Below are 19,524 nucleotides of genomic sequence, written 5' to 3'. Positions count from 1 at the left end.
GGCGCGGCGGCCGGGCCGTAAGCTTTCCCGGTGAGCTCCACCGACCCCGGCACCACCGACGCCCTGCTGGGCCCCGCCGACATCCGCGACCTCGCGGCCCGCCTCGGCGTACGCCCCACCAAGCAGCGCGGCCAGAACTTCGTCATCGACGCCAACACGGTGCGCCGCATCGTGCGCACCGCCGAGGTGCGGCCCGACGACGTCGTCGTCGAGGTCGGCCCCGGTCTGGGCTCCCTGACCCTGGCCCTGCTGGAGGCCGCCGACCGGGTCACCGCGGTCGAGATCGACGACGTACTGGCCGCCGCCCTCCCGGCCACCGTGGCCGCCCGGCTGCCCGAGCGGGCCGACCGCTTCGCGCTCGTCCACTCCGACGCGCTGCACATCACCGACCTCCCGGGACCCGCCCCGACCGCCCTGGTCGCGAACCTCCCCTACAACGTGGCGGTCCCCGTCCTGCTCCATATGCTCGCCCGCTTCCCCAGCATCGAGCGCACCCTGGTGATGGTGCAGTCCGAGGTCGCCGACCGCCTCGCCGCGCCGCCCGGCTCCAAGGTCTACGGCGTGCCCTCGGTGAAGGCCGCCTGGTACGCGCATGTCAAGCGCGCGGGCGCCATCGGCCGCAGCGTCTTCTGGCCCGCCCCCAACGTCGACTCCGGCCTCGTCTCCCTGACCCGCCGCACCGAACCTCTCGCGACGACCGCCTCCCGCGACGAGGTCTTCGCCGTCGTCGACGCCGCCTTCGCCCAGCGCCGCAAGACCCTGCGCGCCGCCCTGTCCGGCTGGGCGGGCTCGGCCCCCGCCGCCGAAGCCGCCCTGACGGCGGCGGGCATCTCCCCCCAGGCCCGCGGGGAGTCGCTGACGGTGGAGGACTTCGCCGCGATCGCCGAACACCGCCCCACCCCCTGACCACACGCCCTTCCCCCACCGAGGAGCCCCGTGACCCGCCCCGTGACCGTCCGCGTCCCCGCGAAGGTCAACGTTCAGCTCGCGGTCGGCGGCCTGCGCCCCGACGGCTTCCACGACCTGGCCAACGTCTTCCTCGCCGTCGGGCTCCACGACGAGGTCACGGCCACCCCCGCCGACACCCTCCGCGTCACCGTCGAGGGCGCCGACGCCGCGCACGTCCCCACCGACCACACCAACCTCGCCGCCCGCGCGGCGATCGCGCTCGCCGCCCGCCACGGCCGGGCGCCGGACGCGCACCTGCACATCACCAAGAGCATCCCCGTCGCCGGCGGCATGGCGGGCGGCAGCGCGGACGCCGCCGGGGCCCTGCTGGCGTGCGACGCGCTGTGGGGGACCCGGACGAGCCGCACCGAACTCCTCGCGCTCTGCGCCGACCTGGGCAGCGACGTCCCGTTCAGCCTGGTCGGCGGGGCGGCCCTCGGCCGGGGGCGGGGGGAGCTGCTGACGCCGCTGGAGACCGGCGGCACGTTCCACTGGGTGTTCGCGGTGGCGGACGGCGGGCTGTCCACCCCGGCCGTCTACCGGGAGTGCGACCGCCTCCGGGAGGAGACCGGGACGGGCGCGACGGTCGCGGCGATCCCCGACCCCGAGCCGTCGGAGGCGCTGCTCACGGCGCTGCGCACCGGGGACCCGACCGCCCTGGCCGCCGCCGTGACCAACGATCTGCAGCCCGCGGCGCTCTCGCTGCGCCCGGCGCTCGCGGAGACGCTGCGCGCGGGCGCGGACGCCGGCGCGCTCGCCTCGCTGGTGTCCGGTTCCGGCCCGACCTGCGCGTTCCTGGCGAAGGACGCGGAGGCCGCCCAGCACGTGGCCACCGCGCTCGCGGCCTCCCGCACCTGCCGCACGGTACGGACGGCGTCCGGCCCGGTGCCCGGGGCGACGGTCACCACTGCCTGACCGCGACTACCCTGGGACGTCGGTCGATCCGCGTATCAGGAGTGTGATGGTCACCAACTTGGTCAACGTCGAAGCCGTCGGCAAGGTGTACGGCACCCGTGCGCTGCTGGACGGCGTGTCCCTCGGGGTCAACGAGGGGGACAGGATCGGCGTCGTCGGCCGGAACGGGGACGGGAAGACCACGCTCATCCGGATCCTCGCCAAGCTCGAACCCGCCGACGACGGCCGTGTCACCCACGCCGGGGGCCTGCGTCTCGGCGTGCTGACGCAGCACGATTCGCTCGACCCCGCCGCCACCGTCCGGCACGAGGTGATCGGCGACCTCGCCGACCACGAGTGGGCGGGCGACGCCAAGATCCGGGACATCCTCACCGGGCTGTTCGGCGGGCTCGACCTGCCCGCCTTCCCACAGGGCCTGGACACCGTCATCGGCCCGCTGTCCGGCGGCGAGCGCCGCCGCATCGCGCTCGCCAAGCTGCTGATCGCCGAGCAGGACCTGATCGTCCTGGACGAGCCGACCAACCACCTCGACGTCGAGGGCATCTCCTGGCTGGCCGGCCATCTGCGGGCCCGCCGCTCGGCGCTGGTGGTCGTCACCCACGACCGCTGGTTCCTCGACCAGGTCTGCACCCGCATGTGGGACGTGCAGCGCGGCGCGGTGCACGAGTACGAGGGCGGCTACAGCGACTACGTCTTCGCCCGCGCCGAGCGCGAGCGCATCGCCGCCAGCGAGGAGGCCAAGCGGCAGAACCTGATGCGCAAGGAGCTGGCCTGGCTGCGCCGCGGCGCCCCGGCCCGCACCAGCAAGCCGCGCTTCCGCATCGAGGCGGCGAACGCGCTGATCGCGGACGTCCCGCCGCCGCGCGACAGCGCCGAGCTGATGAAGTTCGCCAACTCCCGCCTGGGCAAGACCGTCTTCGAGCTGGAGGACGTGACCGTCACCGCCGGGCCGAAGCTGCTGCTCAAGCATCTGACCTGGCAGCTGGGCCCCGGCGACCGGATCGGCCTGGTGGGCGTGAACGGCGCGGGCAAGACATCGCTGCTGCGCGCCCTCGCCGAGGCCGCGCGCAGCGAGGGCGAACAGCAGCCCGCGGGCGGCCGGATCACGGTCGGCAAGACCGTCAAGCTCGCGTATCTGTCGCAGGAGGTCGCCGAACTCGACAAGGGCCTGCGCGTCCTGGAGGCCGTCGAGGAGGTGAAGCAGCGCGTCGACCTGGGCAAGGGCCGGGAGATGACCGCCTCGCAGCTGTGCGAGAAGTTCGGCTTCACCAAGGAGAAGCAGTGGACGCCGGTCGGCGATCTGTCCGGCGGTGAGCGGCGCCGGCTGCAGATCCTGCGGCTGCTGATGGACGAGCCCAACGTGCTGTTCCTGGACGAGCCGACCAACGACCTGGACATCGAGACCCTGACCCAGCTGGAGGACGTCCTCGACAGCTGGCCGGGCTCGCTCGTGGTCATCAGCCACGACCGGTACTTCCTGGAGCGCACCACCGACCGGGTGCAGGCCCTGCTGGGCGACGCCACGCTGCGCATGCTGCCGCGCGGGGTGGACGAGTACCTGGAGCGGCGGCAGCGGGCGCTGGCCGCGGCGGCGCCCCAGACCGGCTCCGGCAACTCCGGCAAGCAGAAGGCCGCGGAGGCGCAGTCCGGCGGACAGCGGTCGGCGGCCGAGCAGCGGGCCGCGAGCAAGGAACTCCAGAAGATCGAGCGGCGGCTGAACCGCATCAGCGAGCAGGAGTCCACGCTGCACGCCCGGATCGCCGAGGACGCCACGGACTTCGCCCGGGTCGCCGAGCTGGACACCCAGCTGCGGGAACTGGCGGGGGAGCGCGACGAACTGGAGACGCGCTGGCTGGAACTCGCCGACGACGCGTGAGCAACGGTCGCGTCACGGGCCGGTCTCAGCTGCTCGATGAGTGGGCGACCGGCCCGCGGCTTGTCATGACCGGGTGATAAAAAGAACCTCCCGCCTTGCCCTGCTGCTCACCGGCGGGTCGCATGTCCGATTCACTCCATCCTGGCGGGCCTTGGCCACCAACGCCGCCGGGATAGCGGGGGAGGCCGAGTCGGTCCATGGGCTCGCGCACAGAGGAATACCCATGTCACAGCCGCCTCCGCCGCCGAATCAGCCGCCGCAGGGCGGCTTCGGCGCGCCGCAGGAGCCGAGTTACGGCTATCCGCAGCAGCCGCCCGTCGCCCCTCCGCCGCCCCCCGGCCCGCCGCCGCAGACGCCCCCGCAGGGCGCGGGCGGTTACGGCTACCCGGGGCAGTCGGTGCACGCGGAGCCCACGCAGGTGGGCACCCCGAACCCGTACCAGCAGCAGTACAGCCAGCAGCAGTACGGGCAGCAATTCGGCCAGCAGCCCTACGGTCAGCAGCAGTACGGCCAGCAGGGCTACGGCTACCCGCCCCAGCCGCAGTACCCGGGCGGCCCGGGCCAGGGCGGCGGCCCCGGCGGCGGCCGGTCCAAGCAGCGGATGACGGTCATCGTCAGCGCGGTGGTCGCGGTCGCGCTGGTCATCGGCGGCGGCATATGGTTCGCCACCAGCGGCGGCGACGACACCGACGACCAGGCCAAGGACAAGCAGACCAGCCAGGGAAGCACCAGCGGCGGCACCGGCGGCACCAAGAACAAGCCCGCCCCCGAGACGGTCAACGCCCGGCTGATCAACAAGCTGCCCATGCCGAAGGTCGACGACCAGGTCACGGTCGAGGGCATGTGGACCACCGACGACACGTTCGTGAAGGCCGGCGTCAACAAGATCGACGGCTATCCGCTGGACGGCGGTGCGGCGAAGTGGTCGATCCCGCTGGCCGGCGCGGTCTGCTGGTCCTCGGAGCACCTTTCGAAGGACGGTCTGACGGCGGTCCTCTACCAGGAGGCCAAGCCCTCCAAGGAGGACAAGTACCCCAGCTGCAACCAGGTCGCGCTGCTGGACCTGAAGAACGGCAAGATGCGCTGGCACCGGGACATCACCGAGGGGGACGAGAAGGTCTCCTTCGACGAGGTGACCTACGGCGGCGGTACGGTCGCCGCGGGCGGCACCAGCGGCGGCGCGGCCTGGTCGACGGCGGGCAAGGAACTGTGGAAGCCGAAGTCCGAGGACGACTGCGAGGACCGCGGGTACGCCGGCGGTGACGCCAAGCTGGTCGCGGTGCGCCAGTGCGGTGAGTACGACAACCCGCAGATCCAGGTCCAGACGCTGAACCCGAAGACGGGCGCGGTGAAGTCCGCGTACAAGGTGTCGCAGGGCATCGACTACGTGCACATCGCGTCCACCGACCCGCTGGTGATCGCGGTCGACGCGGGCGACTCGACCGGCTCCGGGGTCTCGGACTACCTGTCCATCGACGACAGCGCCAAGGCCGGTACGGTGCGCGCGAAGATCAGTACCGAGAACGGCAAGTACCAGGCCAAGTGCCCCTCGACCAGCGTCGAGGGCTGCCGCCAGGTCGCCATCAGCAAGTCGGCCGACGCCCTTTTCCTGGCGTCGGAGGACCGCAAGGGCTACGACAGCACCACCACCGCCAACGAGATCGTGGCGTTCAGCCTGGCGACCGGCAAGCCGGTCGGCAAGACGGACGGGGACAAGAAGGCCGCGATGGCCCCGCTCGGGGTCGACGAGGACGGCTTCGTGCTGGCCTACCAGGAGAGCACCTACGACCAGGGCGGCGCCGTGTGGCGCATCGACCCCAAGTCGTACGAGAAGGCGAAGCTGCTCCAGAACCCGGGCGACAGCGGGGAGATGGAGTCGAAGTTCAGCCCCGCCTACTCGGAGATCATCTACGCAAACCAGCGGCTGTACATGAGCACCGTCTACGCCGACAAGCCCTCGGGCTCGTACGACAAGGACGACCCGCTGGCCCTCGTCTTCGGCGGCAGCTGACAGCACCCCGCAACGCCCGGCGGCCCCGCCCGTACCCACCGTACGGGCGGGGCCGCCGCCGTTTTTCTCCATGATCGAATCCGCCCCAGAGGCAGGCCACATCGGTCTGTTTCGGACGCCAATCCGATGTCAAGTAGGCGTAGATGGGCGGGATTTCGGCATTCCGGGGGGCTTCTCACGGGTAAGGGGCGCGCGACGTCGAACAAGCGTGTAGCTTCCCGGGGCAAAGGGGGGAAACTCATGGGTGTGCGACTCATGGTGGTCGATGACCACCGCTTGCTCGCGGAGGCCCTCGCCTCGGCGTTGAAGCTGCGCGGGCACCGGGTGCTCGCCGCGGCCGCGCCGAGCGCGGGAGCGGCGGAGCTGGTGGTGAGCCGGGCACCGGAGGTGTGTCTGCTGGGGACGGCGACACCCGCCGATCCGGGCGTGTTCGAACCGGTCGTGCGGATCAAGAAGGAGCGGCCGCAGGTCGCGGTGGTGGTGCTCGGCCCGGTGCCGAACCCGCGCGGCATCGCCGCGGCGTTCGCCGCGGGCGCCTCCGGTTACGTCCGGCACGACGAGCGGATCGAGGGCGTCGAGCGCGCCATGATGAAGGCGCGCGCGGGCGAGGCGGCGGTGGCCCCGCAGCTGTTGCAGGGGGCGTTCGCGGAGCTGCTGAACCCCGCGGCCCAGCCGGACGACGAGGGGGCCCGGCTGCTGCGCATGCTGACCCCGCGCGAGGTCGAGGTCCTCATGCGGGTCGCGGAGGGCGAGGACACCCGGCTGATCGCCGCGGGGATGGGGATCGCGCCCAGCACGGCGCGCACCCATGTGCAGCGGGTGCTGATGAAGCTGGGGGTGGGGTCGCGGCTGGAGGCGGCGGCGCTGGCGGCGCGCACCGGCCTGCTGGACCGGGCGGCGACGCGCCGCACCCCCTAGATCACTCCTCCCCGCCCCCGGGCCGGGCGGGGCCCTGCTCGGGGGCGGGGTGCGGGGCGGGCAGCGGCCTGAGTTTCATCCAGAGCAGGAAGAGCAGGCCGAGGACGAGCATGCACACGCCCGTCCACAGGTTGATGTTGATGTTCTCGGCCTTCTTCAGGTCCGCGTCGGAGGCGGTGACACCGGCGATCGTGACGATGATCCCGTAGATCACGAACAGCCCGCCGATGATGCGCCGCACGTCGAAGAGCCGGGCCGCGGTCGCCGACTTCCCCTCCAGTTCCTCGACCTCGTGCTGGTACTCGTAGTCGTCACTCATGGCGCGGGTTCCTTATCCGCAGGAGGGTCACAGGGAGAACGGGATGTAGCACAGGGCCGCGAGGACGATCGCGCTCCAGCCCAGCAGCGCGGGCCGCCGGTACCAGGCCTCGTCGCCCGGCGCCGCGGGTTCGGCCAGGCCGGGGGCGGTGGTTCCGTAGACCAGACCGGCCAGCGCCTGCTCCGGCTTGGGCTTGGTGAACGGGGTGATCGCGACCATCACCACCCCGCCGACCACGAACGCCACGATGGCGGAGACGAAGTTGGCGCCCTGGTCGCTGGGGATGGAGATGACGCCCTGCTTGTAGAACCAGAAGTAGTTGATCATCGCGGCGACGGTGCCGGAGAGCAGTCCCCAGAACCCGGCCGGGGCGGTGGCCCGCCGCCAGAACATGCCGATGATGAAGACGCAGAACAGCGGCACGTTGAAGAACGAGAACAGGGTCTGCAGATAGTTCATGATGTTGCTGAACGAGGACGCGATGAACGCCGTCCCCATGCCCGCAAGGACGCCGATCGCGGTCACCACCCGCCCCGTCAGCAGGTAGTACTCGTCCGCGCGGCCCTTCCTGACGTACGCCCGCCAGATGTCGTTGGTGAAGACGGTGTTGAAGGACGAGACGTTGGCCGCCATGCCCGCCATGAAGGCGGCGAGCAGCCCGGTCACCGCCACGCCCAGCACGCCGTTGGGCAGCAGTTCGCTCATCAGCAGCGGGATCGCGTCGTTGTACTGCAGACCGCTCTTGGTGGAGCCGATCTTCGGCGCGATGACCAGGGCGATCAGCCCCGGGACCACCACGATCAGCGGGATGAACATCTTGGGGAAGGCGGCGATCAGCGGGGTGCGCTGGGCGGCCGAGAGGTTCTTGGCGGACAGCGCGCGCTGCACCTCGGCGAAGTTGGTCGTCCAGTAGCCGAAGCTCAGGCAGAAGCCGAGGCCGAGCACGATGGTCAGCCAGTTGGCGCCCAGCGGGTTGTCCGAGCCGATGCCGGTGCCGCCCCAGGCGGAGGTGAAGTTCGGGCCGTGGGACGCTTCGAGGGAGTCCTTGAGCCCGCCGAAGCCGCCGACCCGCCTGAGGCCGACGACGGTGAGCGGGATGAGCGCGGCGAGGATGACGAAGAACTGCAGCACCTCGTTGTAGATCGCCGAGGAGAGCCCGCCGAGGGTGATGTACGCGAGCACGAACAGCCCGGCGACGACGATGGCCACCCACTGCGGCCAGCCGAGCAGCGCCTCGACGACGATGGCCATCGCGTAGAGGTTGACGCCCGCGATCAGCACGGACGCCACGGAGAAGATGATCGAGCTGAGCAGGTGCGAGGACGGCCCGTAGCGGTGCAGCAGGAATTCCGGCACCGACCTGACCTTGGAGCCGTAGTAGAACGGCATCATCACCAGGCCGAGGAAGACCATGGCCGGAATGGCGCCGACCCAGTACCAGTGCACGGTGTAGACGCCGTACTGGGCGCCGTTGGCCGCCATTCCCAGGATCTCCAGGGCGCCCAGATTGGCGGCGACGAAGGCGAGACCGGTGACCCACGCGGGCAGTGACCGGCCGGAGAGGAAGAAGTCCAGACTGGTCTTCACGCTGCGTCTGGCGGCGAATCCGACGCCGAGCACGACGGCGAAATACAGGATCAGGATCGTGTAGTCGAGCGCGTTGGTGGGGAGCCGTAGACCTGCTGCCAGAAGGTGCATAAATCACAATCCTGCTCTATTCGGACGCCTTCCTGGCGCATTGACGTCACTGTTGACTTGTGATTCATTATGTTTAGTTGTGTTGGGTGGAGTGGACAGGAGCTGGCGGACGTGAAGAAGACGGCGACGCGGCTCGCGGACGGACGCGAGCTGATCTACTACGACGCGCGCGACGACGCGGTGCGCGACGCCGTCGACCAGCGGCCGCTGGACCCCATATCGACCCGCTCCGAGATCCGTCACGACCGCCTCCTCGGCGACGACGTGGCCGTCGCCTCCCACCGCCAGGGGCGCACCTACCTCCCGCCGGCCGACGAATGCCCGCTGTGCCCCTCGCGCGACGGGCGGCTCAGCGAGATCCCCGCCTCCGACTACGACGTCGCCGTCTTCGAGAACCGCTTCCCCTCGCTGGCCGGTGACGCGGGGCGGTGCGAGGTCGTGTGCTTCACCTCCGACCACGACGCCTCCTTCGCCGATCTCACCGCCGAACAGGCCGCCCTGGTGCTCGAGGCCTGGACCGACCGGACCGCCGAGCTGGCGCAACTCCCCTCCGTCGAGCAGGTGTTCTGTTTCGAGAACCGGGGCAGGGAGATCGGCGTCACCCTCGGCCATCCGCACGGCCAGATCTACGGGTATCCCTTCCCGACGCCGCGTACCCGGCTGATGCTCCGCTCCCTCGCCGAGCACCGTGAGCGCACCGGTCGGAATCTGTTCGATGATGTGGTCGCCGATGAGCGGTCCGACGGACGGCGCATCGTTCTCGACGGCGAGCACTGGACCGCCTTCGTCCCGTACGCCGCGCACTGGCCGTATGAGGTGCACCTCTACCCCAAGCGCCGGGTCCCGGACCTGACCGCGCTGGACGATGGCGCGCGCACAGAGTTCCCACAGCTGTATCTGGAACTCTTGAAGCGCTTCGACCGGATCTTCGGGGAAGGGGAGCCGCCCACGCCGTACATCGCCGCCTGGCACCAGGCGCCGTTCACGGCGGACGACCGCGACGACTTCGCGCTTCACCTCGAGCTTTTCACCATCCGCCGCACTTCCGGCAAGCTGAAGTTTCTCGCGGGTTCCGAATCCGGCATGAATGTGTTCATCAATGATGTGCCGCCGGAGGCCGCGGCCGAGCGACTGCGAGAGGTAGCGAGCAAGTGAGCAATGCGCAGCAGAAGAAGTACCTGGTCACGGGCGGTGCCGGTTATGTCGGCAGCGTGGTCGCCGCGCATCTGCTGGAGGCCGGGCACCGGGTGACGGTCCTGGACGACCTGTCCACCGGGCACCGCGAGGGCGTTCCCGAGGGCGCGGAGTTCATCGAGGGCCGTATTCAGGACGCGGCCAAGTGGCTCGACGCCTCGTACGACGGCGTGCTGCACTTCGCGGCGTCCTCGCAGGTCGGCGAGTCCGTCGTCAACCCGGAGAAGTACTGGGTCAACAACGTCGGCGGGACCACCGCACTGCTCGCGGCGATGCGGGACGCCGGAGTCCGCACCCTCGTCTTCTCCTCCACGGCCGCCACCTACGGCGAACCGGACGAGGTCCCGATCACCGAGGACGCCGCGACCGCGCCGACCAATCCGTACGGCGCCACCAAGCTCGCCGTCGACCACATGATCAGCGGGGAGTGCGCCGCGCACGGCCTGGCCGCGGTCTCCCTGCGGTACTTCAACGTCGCGGGCGCCTACGGGGCGTACGGCGAGCGCCACGACCCCGAGTCGCACCTGATCCCGCTGGTGCTCCAGGTCGCGCAGGGCCGCCGCGAGGCGATCTCGGTCTTCGGCGACGACTACCCGACCCCCGACGGCACCTGCGTCCGCGACTACATCCACGTCGCGGACCTCGCCGACGCCCATCTGCTGGCGCTGGGGGCCGCCTCTGCGGGCGAGCACCTGATCTGCAACCTCGGCAACGGCAACGGCTTCTCCGTCCGCGAGGTCATCGAGACCGTGCGCCAGGTCACCGGCCACCCGATCCCCGAGGTCGTCGCCGACCGCCGGGGCGGCGACCCGGCGGTGCTGGTGGCCTCGGCCGAGCGCGCCAAGGAGCGCCTGGGCTGGCGGCCGAGCCGCGCGGACCTGAAGGGCATCGTCGCGGACGCGTGGACGTTCGCGCAGCGGGCGCGCTAGTGCCGCGTCAGCCAAGGTTCACCCCGCCCGCCGCCCTGGCACGGCCATCTGCGGCGTTGCCGGATCGACCGAGTAGGCCCGCCCCCGGACTCCGTCCGGGAGGTGCCCCCGCGAGGCCGATCCGGTGCCTTGCATCTGACCGCACCAGGGCGCCTCGCTACCGGGCACACCTTGACTGACGCGGCACTGGACGGCGGAGCGGAAACGCGCGGCCACCCGGCCGCGGACGAAACACAAGGACAGGGGACAGCGAGTGAGCGACGTGACGGCGGGGTTCCGGGAGGTCTACGGGGCCGATCCGATGGGTGTGTGGGCGGCGCCGGGCAGGGTCAACCTGATCGGTGAGCACACCGACTACAACGATGGCTTCGTGATGCCGCTCGCCCTGCCGCACACCTGCCTGGCGGCCGCCTCGCCGCGCACCGACGGGGTGCTGCGCGTCCACTCCGGGGACGCCCCGGGCGGGGTCGTCGAGCTGCGCGTCGAGGAGCTGGCCCCGGTCGCCGCGGGCGGCACCGGCGGCGACCGCGGCGGCTGGGCGGCCTACCCGGCGGGCGTGGTGTGGGCGCTGCGCGAGGAGGGGCTGCTCTCCGGCGCGGCGGCCGGCGGGGCGGACCTGCACTACGCGTCCACGGTGCCCACCGGCGCCGGGCTGTCCTCGTCCGCCGCGCTGGAGGTGGTGACCGCCACCGCGCTCAGCGAGCTGTACGGGCTGGGCCTCACCCCGCGGCGCGTCGCCCAGCTGTGCCAGCGCGCGGAGAACCAGTTCGTCGGCGTGCCCTGCGGGATCATGGACCAGATGGCCTCCGCGTGCTGCACCGAGGGGCATGCGCTCTTCCTCGACGCCCGCGACCTCACCCAGCGGCAGGTGCCGTTCGACCTCGCGGCGGAGGGGCTGCGGCTGCTGGTCGTGGACACCCGGGTCAAGCACGAGCTGGGCGACGGCGCGTACGCCAACCGGCGCGCCGCGTGCGAGTCGGCCGCGCGGGCGCTCGGCGTGCCCGCGCTGCGCGAGGTGTCGTTCGAGACCCTGGACGCGACCCTCACCACCCTCGCCGACCTCGGCGAGGACGACATCGTGCGCCGCCGGGTGCGCCATGTGGTGACCGAGAACCAGCGGGTGCGGGAGGTCATCGAGCGGCTGGACGCGGGCGACACCCGGGCCATCGGGCCGATCCTGACCGCCGGCCACGCCTCGTGCCGCGACGACTTCGAGATCTCCTGTGCCGAGCTGGACCTCGTGGTGGAGTCGGCGAACACGGCGGGCGCGCTCGGTGCGCGGATGACCGGCGGTGGCTTCGGCGGTTCGGCGATCGTGCTGGTCGAGGTGGCGGACGCGGACGCGGTGGCCAAGGCGGTCACCGAGGCCTTCGCCGCGGCCGGACACCGGGCCCCGCGGATCTTCCCGGCGGTCCCGAGCGCGGGCGCCCGGCGGCTGTAGGAGGCCGGGGGCTTCTCCCCTCCCCGCCCGCTCGGGGCCTCGCTGCCTTCGGCCGTTGACCGATCAGTTTTCGCCGTTCTTAGCCCACTTACTCCCCAAGACCGAACACAAAGACCACCGTAATCAGGCGAGGCCGGGCAGTTTCGCTCATTCGCTCCGGATGTCGGAGCCCGGTCGTACGCTGAGCACAGCGTCGGTGGGGGCCGACGTGCATCAGGGGGCGAGACAGTCAGGTACGACGCCCGGGGTGGGGTAGCGATCTCAGCACGGCGGCGGCCGTGCGGTTGCGGTGATCCCTTCCCGGGCGCCGTACCCGTACTGGTTCTCGGGGTATCCGGGTGTATCCGGCGACGTGGGGGGTTCCGTGGCACGTATTCGGGTTCTGGTGGTCGACGACCATCGCATCTTCGCCGAGTCACTGGCCGCCGCCCTCGCGGCGGAACAGGACGTGGACGTGGCGGCGGCCGGAAGCGGCCAGGCGGCGCTGCGCTGTCTGGAGCGCGGAGTGGCCGAGGGGCGCCGCTTCGACGTTCTGCTGATCGACGCCGATCTGGGCTCGCTGGCCGGGGAGCCGATCCACGCCCCGCAGCCCGCGCCGGTCGAGGCGACCCATGGCGGGGCCTTGGGCGCGGGCCCGCCGCGCGCCGTCAACGGGCGGTCGGCGGACGGCATAGCCCTGGTCGGTGGCGTGCGCACCGCCCAGCCGGGGGTGCGCACCGTGGTGCTGGCCGAGCGCGACGATCCGCGCCGGGCCGCGGCGGCCCTGCAGGCCGGGGCGTCCGGCTGGGTGGCCAAGGACTGTTCGCTGGTCCGGCTGCTCGCCGTGATCCGGGGCGTGCTGCGCGACGAGACGCATCTGCCGCCCGCGCTGCTCACCGGCGTGCTGCGGGAGCTGACGGCGGCCCGTAAGCACCGCACCGAGAGCGAGCGGCTGGTCGAATCGCTGACGCCGCGTGAGCGGGAGGTGCTGCGCTGCATGGTGGCCGGGCTGGGCCGCAAGGCGGTGGCCGAGCGACTGTTCCTGTCCCCGCACACCGTCCGCACCCACATGCAGAACGTGCTGGGCAAGCTGGGCGTGCACTCCACGCTGGCCGCCGTGGCGCTGGCCCGGCGGGCGGGCGTCGGCCCGGTCGACCTAGCCGGGGAAATTGTCGAACGGGGCGGTCAGCTGGCGTAGCAGCGCCGCCAGTTCGGCGCGCTGCGCCTGGGACAGCTCGGCCAGAATGGCCCGCTCGTGATCCAGCAGTCCGGCCAGCGCCTGGTCGGCGCGGTCGCGCCCCTCCGCGGTGAGCCGGACCAGCACCCCGCGCCGGTCACTGGGGTCGGGCAGCCGCTCGACCAGGCCCTTCTTCGCCAGCCGGTCGATGCGGTTGGTCATGGTGCCCGAGGTGACCAGCGTCTGGGTCAGCAGCTGCCCGGGGGAGAGCTGGTACGGGGTCCCGGCCCGCCGCAGCGAGGTCAGCACGTCGAACTCCCAGGACTCCAGCTGGTGCTCGCTGAAGGCGATCCGCCGCGCCCGGTCCAGATGGCGCGCGAGCCTGCTGACCCGGCTGAGCACTTCGAGTGGTTCCACATCGAGGTCGGGGCGTTCTCGACGCCACGCCGCCACCAGCCGATCGACCTCGTCCTCCATGGCGATCAGTGTAGTAGGTCTGTCGACATGAAGTCTCTTGACATCAAGAGACGCTCTGGAGGACGGTAAGGCCTGCTCGCACCGACCGTACCCGCTCAAGGGACTCCGCCATGCGTACGTCACCCAACTGGGACCCGGACCAGTACCTCCGCCACTCGGGCCACCGCGCCCGCCCGTTCCGCGATCTCATCGCCCGGATCCCGGCGCTCCCCGCCGAACCCGGCCGCCCGCCCCGCATCGCCGACCTCGGCTGCGGCCCCGGCAACGTCACCGTCCTGCTCTTCGACCGCTGGCCCGACGCCCACATCACCGGCCTCGACAGCTCCGCCGAGATGCTCGGCCAGGCCCAGCCCCTCGCCGGGCCCACCGCCGACGGCGGCCGCCTGGACTTCCGCACCCTCGACGCGCTGCGCTGGGAGCCGGACGAGCCGTACGACCTGATCGTGTCCAACGCCGCGCTCCAGTGGATGCCGGGCCACGCCGACGCCTTCCCCGCCTGGCTCTCCGCCCTGCGTTCCGGCGGCACCCTCGCCTTCCAGCTCCCCGGCAACTTCGGCGCCCCCAGCCACACCCTGCTGCGCGACCTGTGCGCCGCCCCGCACTGGCGCGACCGCCTCGCCGACACCCCGCGCAGCCCCGCCTCCGCCCTCGAACCCCTCGACTACCTCGACCGGCTCACCGCCCTGGGCTGCGAGGTCGACGCCTGGGAGACCACCTACCTGCAGATCCTCACCGGCCCCGACCCCGTCCTCGACTGGACCAAGGGCACCGCCCTGCGCCCGGTCCTCACCGCCCTCGCCGACGACCCGGACGCCCGCGACCGCTTCCTCGGCGAATACGCCGCCCTGCTCCGTGAGGCCTACCCGGCGGCCCCGTACGGCACGGCCTTCCCGTTCCGCCGCGTCTTCGCCGTGGCGACGAAGAAGGCGTGAAGCGCGCTCACGCCTTGCGGTGGCCTATCAGCCGCGGCTTCTGCTCCAGACCGTCCAGACCGTGCCAGGCCAGGTTCACCAGATGCGCCGCCACCTCGGACTTCTTCGGCTTGCGGACGTCCAGCCACCACTGGCCGGTCAGCGCCACCATCCCCACCAGGGCCTGGGCGTACAGCGGGGCGAGCTTGGCGTCGAAGCCGCGGGCCTTGAACTCCAGGCCCAGGATGTCCTCCACCTGGGTGGCGATATCGCTGATCAGCGAGGCGAAGGTGCCCGTCGACTGGGCGACGGGGGAGTCGCGGACCAGGATCCGGAAGCCGTCCGTGTACTCCTCGATGTAGTCCAGGAGGGCGAACGTGGCCTGCTCGCACAGCTCGCGCGGATGCCCCGCGGTCAGCGACGTGGTCACCATGTCCAGCATCCGCCGCATCTCCCGGTCGACCACGACCGCGTACAGCCCCTCCTTGCCGCCGAAGTGCTCGTACACCACCGGCTTGGACACCCCGGCCTTCGCCGCGATCTCCTCCACCGAGGTGCCCTCGAAGCCCCGTTCGGCGAAGAGCGCCCGACCGATGTCCAGCAGCTGCTCCCGGCGCTCCTTGCCGGTCATCCGCACCCTGCGGGGCCGCCGGGGGCCGGATCCGGAGGACCGGACGGCCCGGGCCGTCCGGTCCTTGCTGCCGCTGGTATTACTGTCGGTCTCCACGCCCTCTATCATGCCGCTTCGGCGGGGGCCTCTTTACGGCGGGAGTCGATACGGTCCGGGCTCGGCCACCGGACGTCGTATGCCCAGCCCAGCTTCTCGAACCAGCGGATGATGCGGGCGCTGGAGTCCAGCTGGCCCTTCATCACCCCGTGCCGGGCGCAGGTCGGATCGGCGTGGTGCAGGTTGTGCCAGGACTCGCCGCACGAGAGCACCGCGAGCCACCACACGTTCCCGGACCGGTCCCGCGACTTGAACGGCCGCTTGCCCACCGCGTGGCAGATCGAGTTGATCGACCAGGTCACATGGTGGAGCAGCGCCACCCGGACGAGGGACGCCCAGAAGAACGCGGTCGCGGCCCCCTGCCAGGACCAGGTCACCAGACCGCCGATCACCGCGGGCAGCAGCAGCGAGACGACCGTCCACACCACGAACTGGCGGGAGATGGTGCGGACCGCGCCGTCCTTGATCAGGTCCGGCGCGTACTTCTGCTGCGGCGTCTGCTCCTCATCGAACATCCAGGCGATATGTGCCCACCACAACCCCTTCATCAGGGCCGGGACCGTCTCCCCGTACCGCCACGGCGAATGCGGGTCCCCCTCCGCGTCGGAGAACTTGTGGTGCTTGCGGTGATCGGCCACCCAGCGCACCAGCGGCCCCTCGACCGCCAGCGAACCCGCGATCGCCAGCGCGATCCGCAGCGGCCGCTTCGCCTTGAACGAGCCATGGGTGAAATAGCGGTGGAAGCCGATCGTGATGCCGTGGCAGCCGATGTAGTACATGACCACCATCAGCCCCAGGTCCAGCCAGCTCACCCCCCAGCCCCAGGCCAGGGGGATCGCCGCGAGCAGCGCGACGAACGGGACGGTGATGAACAGCAGCAGGGTGATCTGTTCGACGGAACGCTTGCTGTCCCCGCCCAGCGTGGCGGAGGGAGGCGGGGTCTCCTGGGCCTTCGGCGCGTCGTGGGCCACGTCGGGGCTTGCAGTCATGGGATCCCTCGTGGGGCTCGGGGGCTGGGCTACGGATCCGTAACCTACGGCGACGTAAGTATGGCAGGACCGCGAACCGGGGCAAGAGGGCTCTGGCATCCCCCGAGGGGGCGCCGCCTATCCTGGGGGCGTCGGACAGCGCGGTCCGCACATGGCCGAAAGCACCGGGTGCGGGCCCTGCGGCGCCAGCCGCGCGGGGCTCCACCCCGCTAGGAACCCCCGTTCACTGCAAGGAGCCCGCACCTGTGAGCAGTGCCGACCACACCAACGCCGCCCTGCGCGCCGATATCCGCCGTCTGGGCGACCTCCTCGGCGAGACCCTGGTCCGGCAGGAGGGCCCGGACCTCCTCGATCTCGTCGAGCGCGTCCGCGCCCTCACCCGCAGTGACGGCGAGGCCGCCGCCGAGCTCCTCGGTGCCACCGACCTGCCCACCGCCGCCAAGCTGGTGCGCGCCTTCTCCACCTACTTCCACCTGGCCAACGTCACCGAGCAGGTCCACCGCAGCCGCGAGCTGAGCACCCGGCGCGCCGCGGAGGGCGGCATCCTCGCCCGCACCGTCGGCCAGCTCAAGGACGCCGACCCCGGCCATCTGCGGCAGACCGTGGAGAACCTGGGCGTCCGCCCCGTCTTCACCGCCCACCCCACCGAGGCCGCCCGCCGCACGGTCCTCAACAAGCTGCGCCGCATCGCCGAGCTGCTGGACACCCTCGCCGCCGGCGGCGAGAGCCGCCGCGCGGACCTGCGGCTCGCCGAGAACATCGACCTGCTGTGGCAGACCGACGAGCTGCGGGTCGCCCGCCCCGAGCCCGCCGACGAGGCCCGCAACGCCATCTACTACCTCGACGAACTGCACGCCCACGCCGTCGGCGACGTCCTGGAGGACCTGACCGCCGAGCTGGAGCGCGTCGGCATCGAGCTGCCCGCCACCACCCGCCCGCTCACCTTCGGCACCTGGATCGGCGGCGACCGCGACGGCAACCCCAACGTCACCCCCCAGGTGACCTGGGAGGTGCTGATCCTCCAGCATGAGCACGGCATCACCGACGCCCTGGAGATCATCGACGACCTGCGGGCCGCCCTCTCCAGCTCCATCCGCAACTCCGACGCCTCCGAGGAACTGCTCACCTCCCTCCAGCGCGACCTGGAGCTGCTGCCCGAGATCAGCCCGCGCTACAAGCGGCTGAACGCCGAGGAGCCCTACCGGCTCAAGGCCACCTGCATGCGGCAGAAGCTGGTCAACACCCGCGAGCGGCTCGCCAAGGACGCCCCGCACACCCCCGGCCGCGACTACCTCGGCACCACCGAGATGCTGGCCGACCTGAAGCTCATCCAGGACTCGCTGCGCGCCCACCGCGGCGCCCTGATCGCCGACGGCCGTCTCGAACGCGCCATCCGCACCCTCGCCGCCTTCGGCCTCCAGCTCGCCACCATGGACGTACGCGAGCACGCCGACGCCCACCACCACGCCCTCGGCCAGCTCTTCGACCGCCTCGGCGAGGAATCCTGGCGGTACGCGGACATGCCGCGCGACTACCGGCGCAAGCTCCTCGCCAAGGAACTGCGCTCCCGCCGCCCGCTCGCGCCCTCCCCGGCGCCGCTCGACGCCGCCGGGGCCAAGACCCTCGGCGTCTTCCAGACCATCCGCGAGTCCTTCGAGCGGTTCGGGCCCGAGATCGTCGAGTCCTACATCATCTCCATGTGCGCCGGCTCCGACGACGTCTTCGCCGCCGCCGTCCTGGCGCGCGAGGCCGGGCTCATCGACCTGCACGCAGGCTGGGCCAAGATCGGCATCGTGCCGCTGCTGGAGACCACCGACGAGCTGAAGATCGCCGACCAGCTCCTCGACGAGATGCTCTCCGACCCCTCCTACCGGCGCCTGGTCTCGCTGCGCGGCGACGTCCAGGAGGTCATGCTCGGCTACTCCGACTCCTCCAAGTTCGGCGGCATCACCACCTCCCAGTGGGAGATCCACCGCGCCCAGCGGCTGCTGCGCGACGTCGCCCACCGGCACGGCGTACGGCTGCGCCTCTTCCACGGCCGCGGCGGCACCGTCGGCCGCGGCGGCGGCCCCACCCACGACGCGATCCTCGCCCAGCCGTGGGGCACCCTCGAAGGCGAGATCAAGGTCACCGAGCAGGGCGAGGTCATCTCCGACAAGTACCTCGTCCCCTCGCTCGCCCGCGAGAACCTGGAGCTGACGGTGGCCGCCACCCTCCAGGCGTCGGCCCTGCACACCGCCCCGCGCCAGTCGGACGAAGCGCTCGCCCGCTGGGACGCGGCGATGGACACGGTCTCCGACGCCGCGCACGGCGCCTACCGCGCCCTGGTGGACGACCCTGACCTGCCCGCCTACTTCTTCGCCTCCACCCCCGTCGACCAGCTCGCCGAGCTCCACCTCGGCTCCCGTCCGTCCCGCCGCCCCGACTCCGGCGCGGGCCTCGACGGGCTGCGGGCCATCCCGTGGGTCTTCGGCTGGACCCAGTCCCGGCAGATCGTCCCCGGCTGGTTCGGCGTCGGCTCCGGCCTCAAGGCCGCCCGCGAGGCCGGGCTCGACGGCGTGCTGGACGAGATGCACCAGCACTGGCACTTCTTCCGCAACTTCCTGTCCAACGTCGAGATGACCCTCGCCAAGACGGACCTGCGGATCGCCCGCCACTACGTCGACACCCTGGTCCCGGACGAGCTGAAGCACGTCTTCGACGTCATCCGGGCCGAGCACGAGCTGACCGTGCGGGAGGTGCTGCGGATCACCGGCGAGACCGAACTCCTGGACCACGACCCCGTGCTGAAGCAGACCTTCCACGTCCGCGACGCCTACCTCGACCCGATCTCCTACCTCCAGGTGAGCCTGCTCCACCGGCAGCGCACCGCACGCGAGCGCGGCGAAGAGCCCGACCCGGTGCTGGCCCGGGCCCTGCTGCTCACCGTCAACGGCGTGGCGGCGGGTCTGCGCAACACCGGCTGACACGGCCCGGACCTACGACGGCGGCCCGCTCCCCCCGGGGGGAGCGGGC

The 19,524-nt window shown here is 71.6% G+C and carries 16 protein-coding genes; 11 read left to right on the top strand and 5 right to left on the bottom strand.

Going from position 1 to position 19,524, the window contains the following annotated elements:
- Positions 1-30: 30 nt before the first annotated feature.
- From rsmA to ABZ562_RS33980, 5 genes are all read left to right on the top strand, one after another.
- Positions 31-906, top strand: a complete 876-nt coding sequence (gene rsmA, locus ABZ562_RS34000) for a 16S rRNA (adenine(1518)-N(6)/adenine(1519)-N(6))-dimethyltransferase RsmA (RefSeq protein ID WP_361487248.1) — start codon at positions 31-33, stop codon at positions 904-906.
- A gap of 30 nt (positions 907-936) precedes the next feature.
- Positions 937-1,863 carry a 4-(cytidine 5'-diphospho)-2-C-methyl-D-erythritol kinase gene (locus tag ABZ562_RS33995; protein WP_361487246.1) on the top strand — a complete coding sequence of 309 codons (927 nt, stop codon included), beginning with the start codon at positions 937-939 and terminating at the stop codon, positions 1,861-1,863.
- Between the two features lie 46 nt (positions 1,864-1,909).
- Entirely contained in the window at positions 1,910-3,739 is a 1,830-nt protein-coding gene (locus tag ABZ562_RS33990; RefSeq protein WP_361487244.1) for an ABC-F family ATP-binding cassette domain-containing protein, read from the top strand.
- Between the two features lie 223 nt (positions 3,740-3,962).
- Positions 3,963-5,750: a hypothetical protein gene (locus ABZ562_RS33985; protein ID WP_361487241.1), complete on the top strand. Its 1,788-nt coding sequence runs from the start codon at positions 3,963-3,965 to the stop codon at positions 5,748-5,750.
- A gap of 240 nt (positions 5,751-5,990) precedes the next feature.
- Positions 5,991-6,668, top strand: coding sequence for a LuxR C-terminal-related transcriptional regulator (locus tag ABZ562_RS33980; protein ID WP_361487239.1), 678 nt, complete (start codon positions 5,991-5,993; stop codon positions 6,666-6,668).
- Position 6,669: 1 nt separating this feature from the next.
- On the opposite strand, the gene ABZ562_RS33975 is transcribed toward ABZ562_RS33980, so the two are convergent.
- Together ABZ562_RS33975 and ABZ562_RS33970 are read right to left on the bottom strand one after the other, a co-directional pair.
- Positions 6,670-6,987, bottom strand: a complete 318-nt coding sequence (locus ABZ562_RS33975; protein ID WP_361487237.1) for a hypothetical protein — start codon at positions 6,985-6,987, stop codon at positions 6,670-6,672.
- A 27-nt stretch (positions 6,988-7,014) separates the two neighbouring features.
- Positions 7,015-8,685 carry a sodium:solute symporter family protein gene (locus tag ABZ562_RS33970; RefSeq protein ID WP_361487236.1) on the bottom strand — a complete coding sequence of 557 codons (1,671 nt, stop codon included), beginning with the start codon at positions 8,683-8,685 and terminating at the stop codon, positions 7,015-7,017.
- Between the two features lie 111 nt (positions 8,686-8,796).
- Here ABZ562_RS33970 and galT point away from each other — a divergent pair, with 111 nt between their 5' ends.
- From galT to ABZ562_RS33950, 4 genes are all read left to right on the top strand, one after another.
- On the top strand, positions 8,797-9,840 hold the full coding sequence (galT, locus tag ABZ562_RS33965) for a galactose-1-phosphate uridylyltransferase (protein WP_361487233.1): 1,044 nt from the start codon (positions 8,797-8,799) through the stop codon (positions 9,838-9,840).
- Complete coding sequence (gene galE, locus ABZ562_RS33960) at positions 9,837-10,808, top strand: UDP-glucose 4-epimerase GalE (protein WP_361487231.1); 972 nt, start codon at positions 9,837-9,839, stop codon at positions 10,806-10,808. Before galT ends, galE begins: the two co-directional genes overlap by 4 nt.
- Positions 10,809-11,061: 253 nt before the next feature.
- A complete protein-coding gene (galK, locus tag ABZ562_RS33955) occupies positions 11,062-12,249 on the top strand; it encodes a galactokinase (RefSeq protein ID WP_361487229.1) in 1,188 nt (395 codons plus the stop codon).
- 364 nt (positions 12,250-12,613) lie between these two features.
- Positions 12,614-13,426: a response regulator transcription factor gene (locus tag ABZ562_RS33950; protein ID WP_361487227.1), complete on the top strand. Its 813-nt coding sequence runs from the start codon at positions 12,614-12,616 to the stop codon at positions 13,424-13,426.
- On the opposite strand, the gene ABZ562_RS33945 is transcribed toward ABZ562_RS33950, so the two are convergent.
- The gene (locus tag ABZ562_RS33945; protein ID WP_055548471.1) at positions 13,385-13,882 is read right to left on the bottom strand and encodes a MarR family transcriptional regulator; all 498 of its coding nucleotides are present in this window, start codon (positions 13,880-13,882) and stop codon (positions 13,385-13,387) included. The two genes, ABZ562_RS33950 and ABZ562_RS33945, sit on opposite strands and share 42 nt — an antisense overlap.
- A 110-nt stretch (positions 13,883-13,992) precedes the next feature.
- Here ABZ562_RS33945 and ABZ562_RS33940 point away from each other — a divergent pair, with 110 nt between their 5' ends.
- Positions 13,993-14,814 (top strand): trans-aconitate 2-methyltransferase, encoded by an 822-nt coding sequence (locus ABZ562_RS33940; RefSeq protein WP_361487225.1) that lies wholly within the window; start codon positions 13,993-13,995, stop codon positions 14,812-14,814.
- 7 nt (positions 14,815-14,821) lie between these two features.
- Here ABZ562_RS33940 and ABZ562_RS33935 read toward each other — a convergent pair whose 3' ends face one another.
- Positions 14,822-15,532 carry a TetR/AcrR family transcriptional regulator gene (locus ABZ562_RS33935; protein ID WP_361487222.1) on the bottom strand — a complete coding sequence of 237 codons (711 nt, stop codon included), beginning with the start codon at positions 15,530-15,532 and terminating at the stop codon, positions 14,822-14,824.
- Complete coding sequence (locus ABZ562_RS33930) at positions 15,529-16,509, bottom strand: fatty acid desaturase (RefSeq protein WP_361487221.1); 981 nt, start codon at positions 16,507-16,509, stop codon at positions 15,529-15,531. Before ABZ562_RS33930 ends, ABZ562_RS33935 begins: the two co-directional genes overlap by 4 nt.
- Positions 16,510-16,754: 245 nt before the next feature.
- Here ABZ562_RS33930 and ppc point away from each other — a divergent pair, with 245 nt between their 5' ends.
- Positions 16,755-19,475: a phosphoenolpyruvate carboxylase gene (gene ppc, locus ABZ562_RS33925; protein WP_361487219.1), complete on the top strand. Its 2,721-nt coding sequence runs from the start codon at positions 16,755-16,757 to the stop codon at positions 19,473-19,475.
- Positions 19,476-19,524 lie beyond the last annotated feature (49 nt).

The sequence above is a fragment of the Streptomyces sp. NPDC019937 genome (assembly GCF_040631655.1).
Classification (GTDB): Bacteria; Actinomycetota; Actinomycetes; order Streptomycetales; family Streptomycetaceae; genus Streptomyces.
The sequence above is the reverse complement of the archived record's forward strand: the minus strand, read 5'-3'. Positions and strand labels throughout refer to the sequence as shown.

What these genes read in the sequence shown, in the direction of transcription:
- ABZ562_RS33970 (WP_361487236.1), bottom strand. Translation starts at nt 8,685, where the DNA reads ATGCACCTTCTGGCAGCAGGTCTACGGCTCCCCACCAACGCGCTCGAC.
- ABZ562_RS33975 (WP_361487237.1), bottom strand. Translation starts at nt 6,987, where the DNA reads ATGAGTGACGACTACGAGTACCAGCACGAGGTCGAGGAACTGGAGGGG.
- ABZ562_RS33990 (WP_361487244.1), top strand. Translation starts at nt 1,910, where the DNA reads ATGGTCACCAACTTGGTCAACGTCGAAGCCGTCGGCAAGGTGTACGGC.
- ABZ562_RS33940 (WP_361487225.1), top strand. Translation starts at nt 13,993, where the DNA reads ATGCGTACGTCACCCAACTGGGACCCGGACCAGTACCTCCGCCACTCG.
- ABZ562_RS33930 (WP_361487221.1), bottom strand. Translation starts at nt 16,509, where the DNA reads ATGACTGCAAGCCCCGACGTGGCCCACGACGCGCCGAAGGCCCAGGAG.
- ABZ562_RS33985 (WP_361487241.1), top strand. Translation starts at nt 3,963, where the DNA reads ATGTCACAGCCGCCTCCGCCGCCGAATCAGCCGCCGCAGGGCGGCTTC.
- ABZ562_RS33935 (WP_361487222.1), bottom strand. Translation starts at nt 15,532, where the DNA reads ATGATAGAGGGCGTGGAGACCGACAGTAATACCAGCGGCAGCAAGGAC.
- ABZ562_RS33980 (WP_361487239.1), top strand. Translation starts at nt 5,991, where the DNA reads ATGGGTGTGCGACTCATGGTGGTCGATGACCACCGCTTGCTCGCGGAG.
- ABZ562_RS33945 (WP_055548471.1), bottom strand. Translation starts at nt 13,882, where the DNA reads ATGGAGGACGAGGTCGATCGGCTGGTGGCGGCGTGGCGTCGAGAACGC.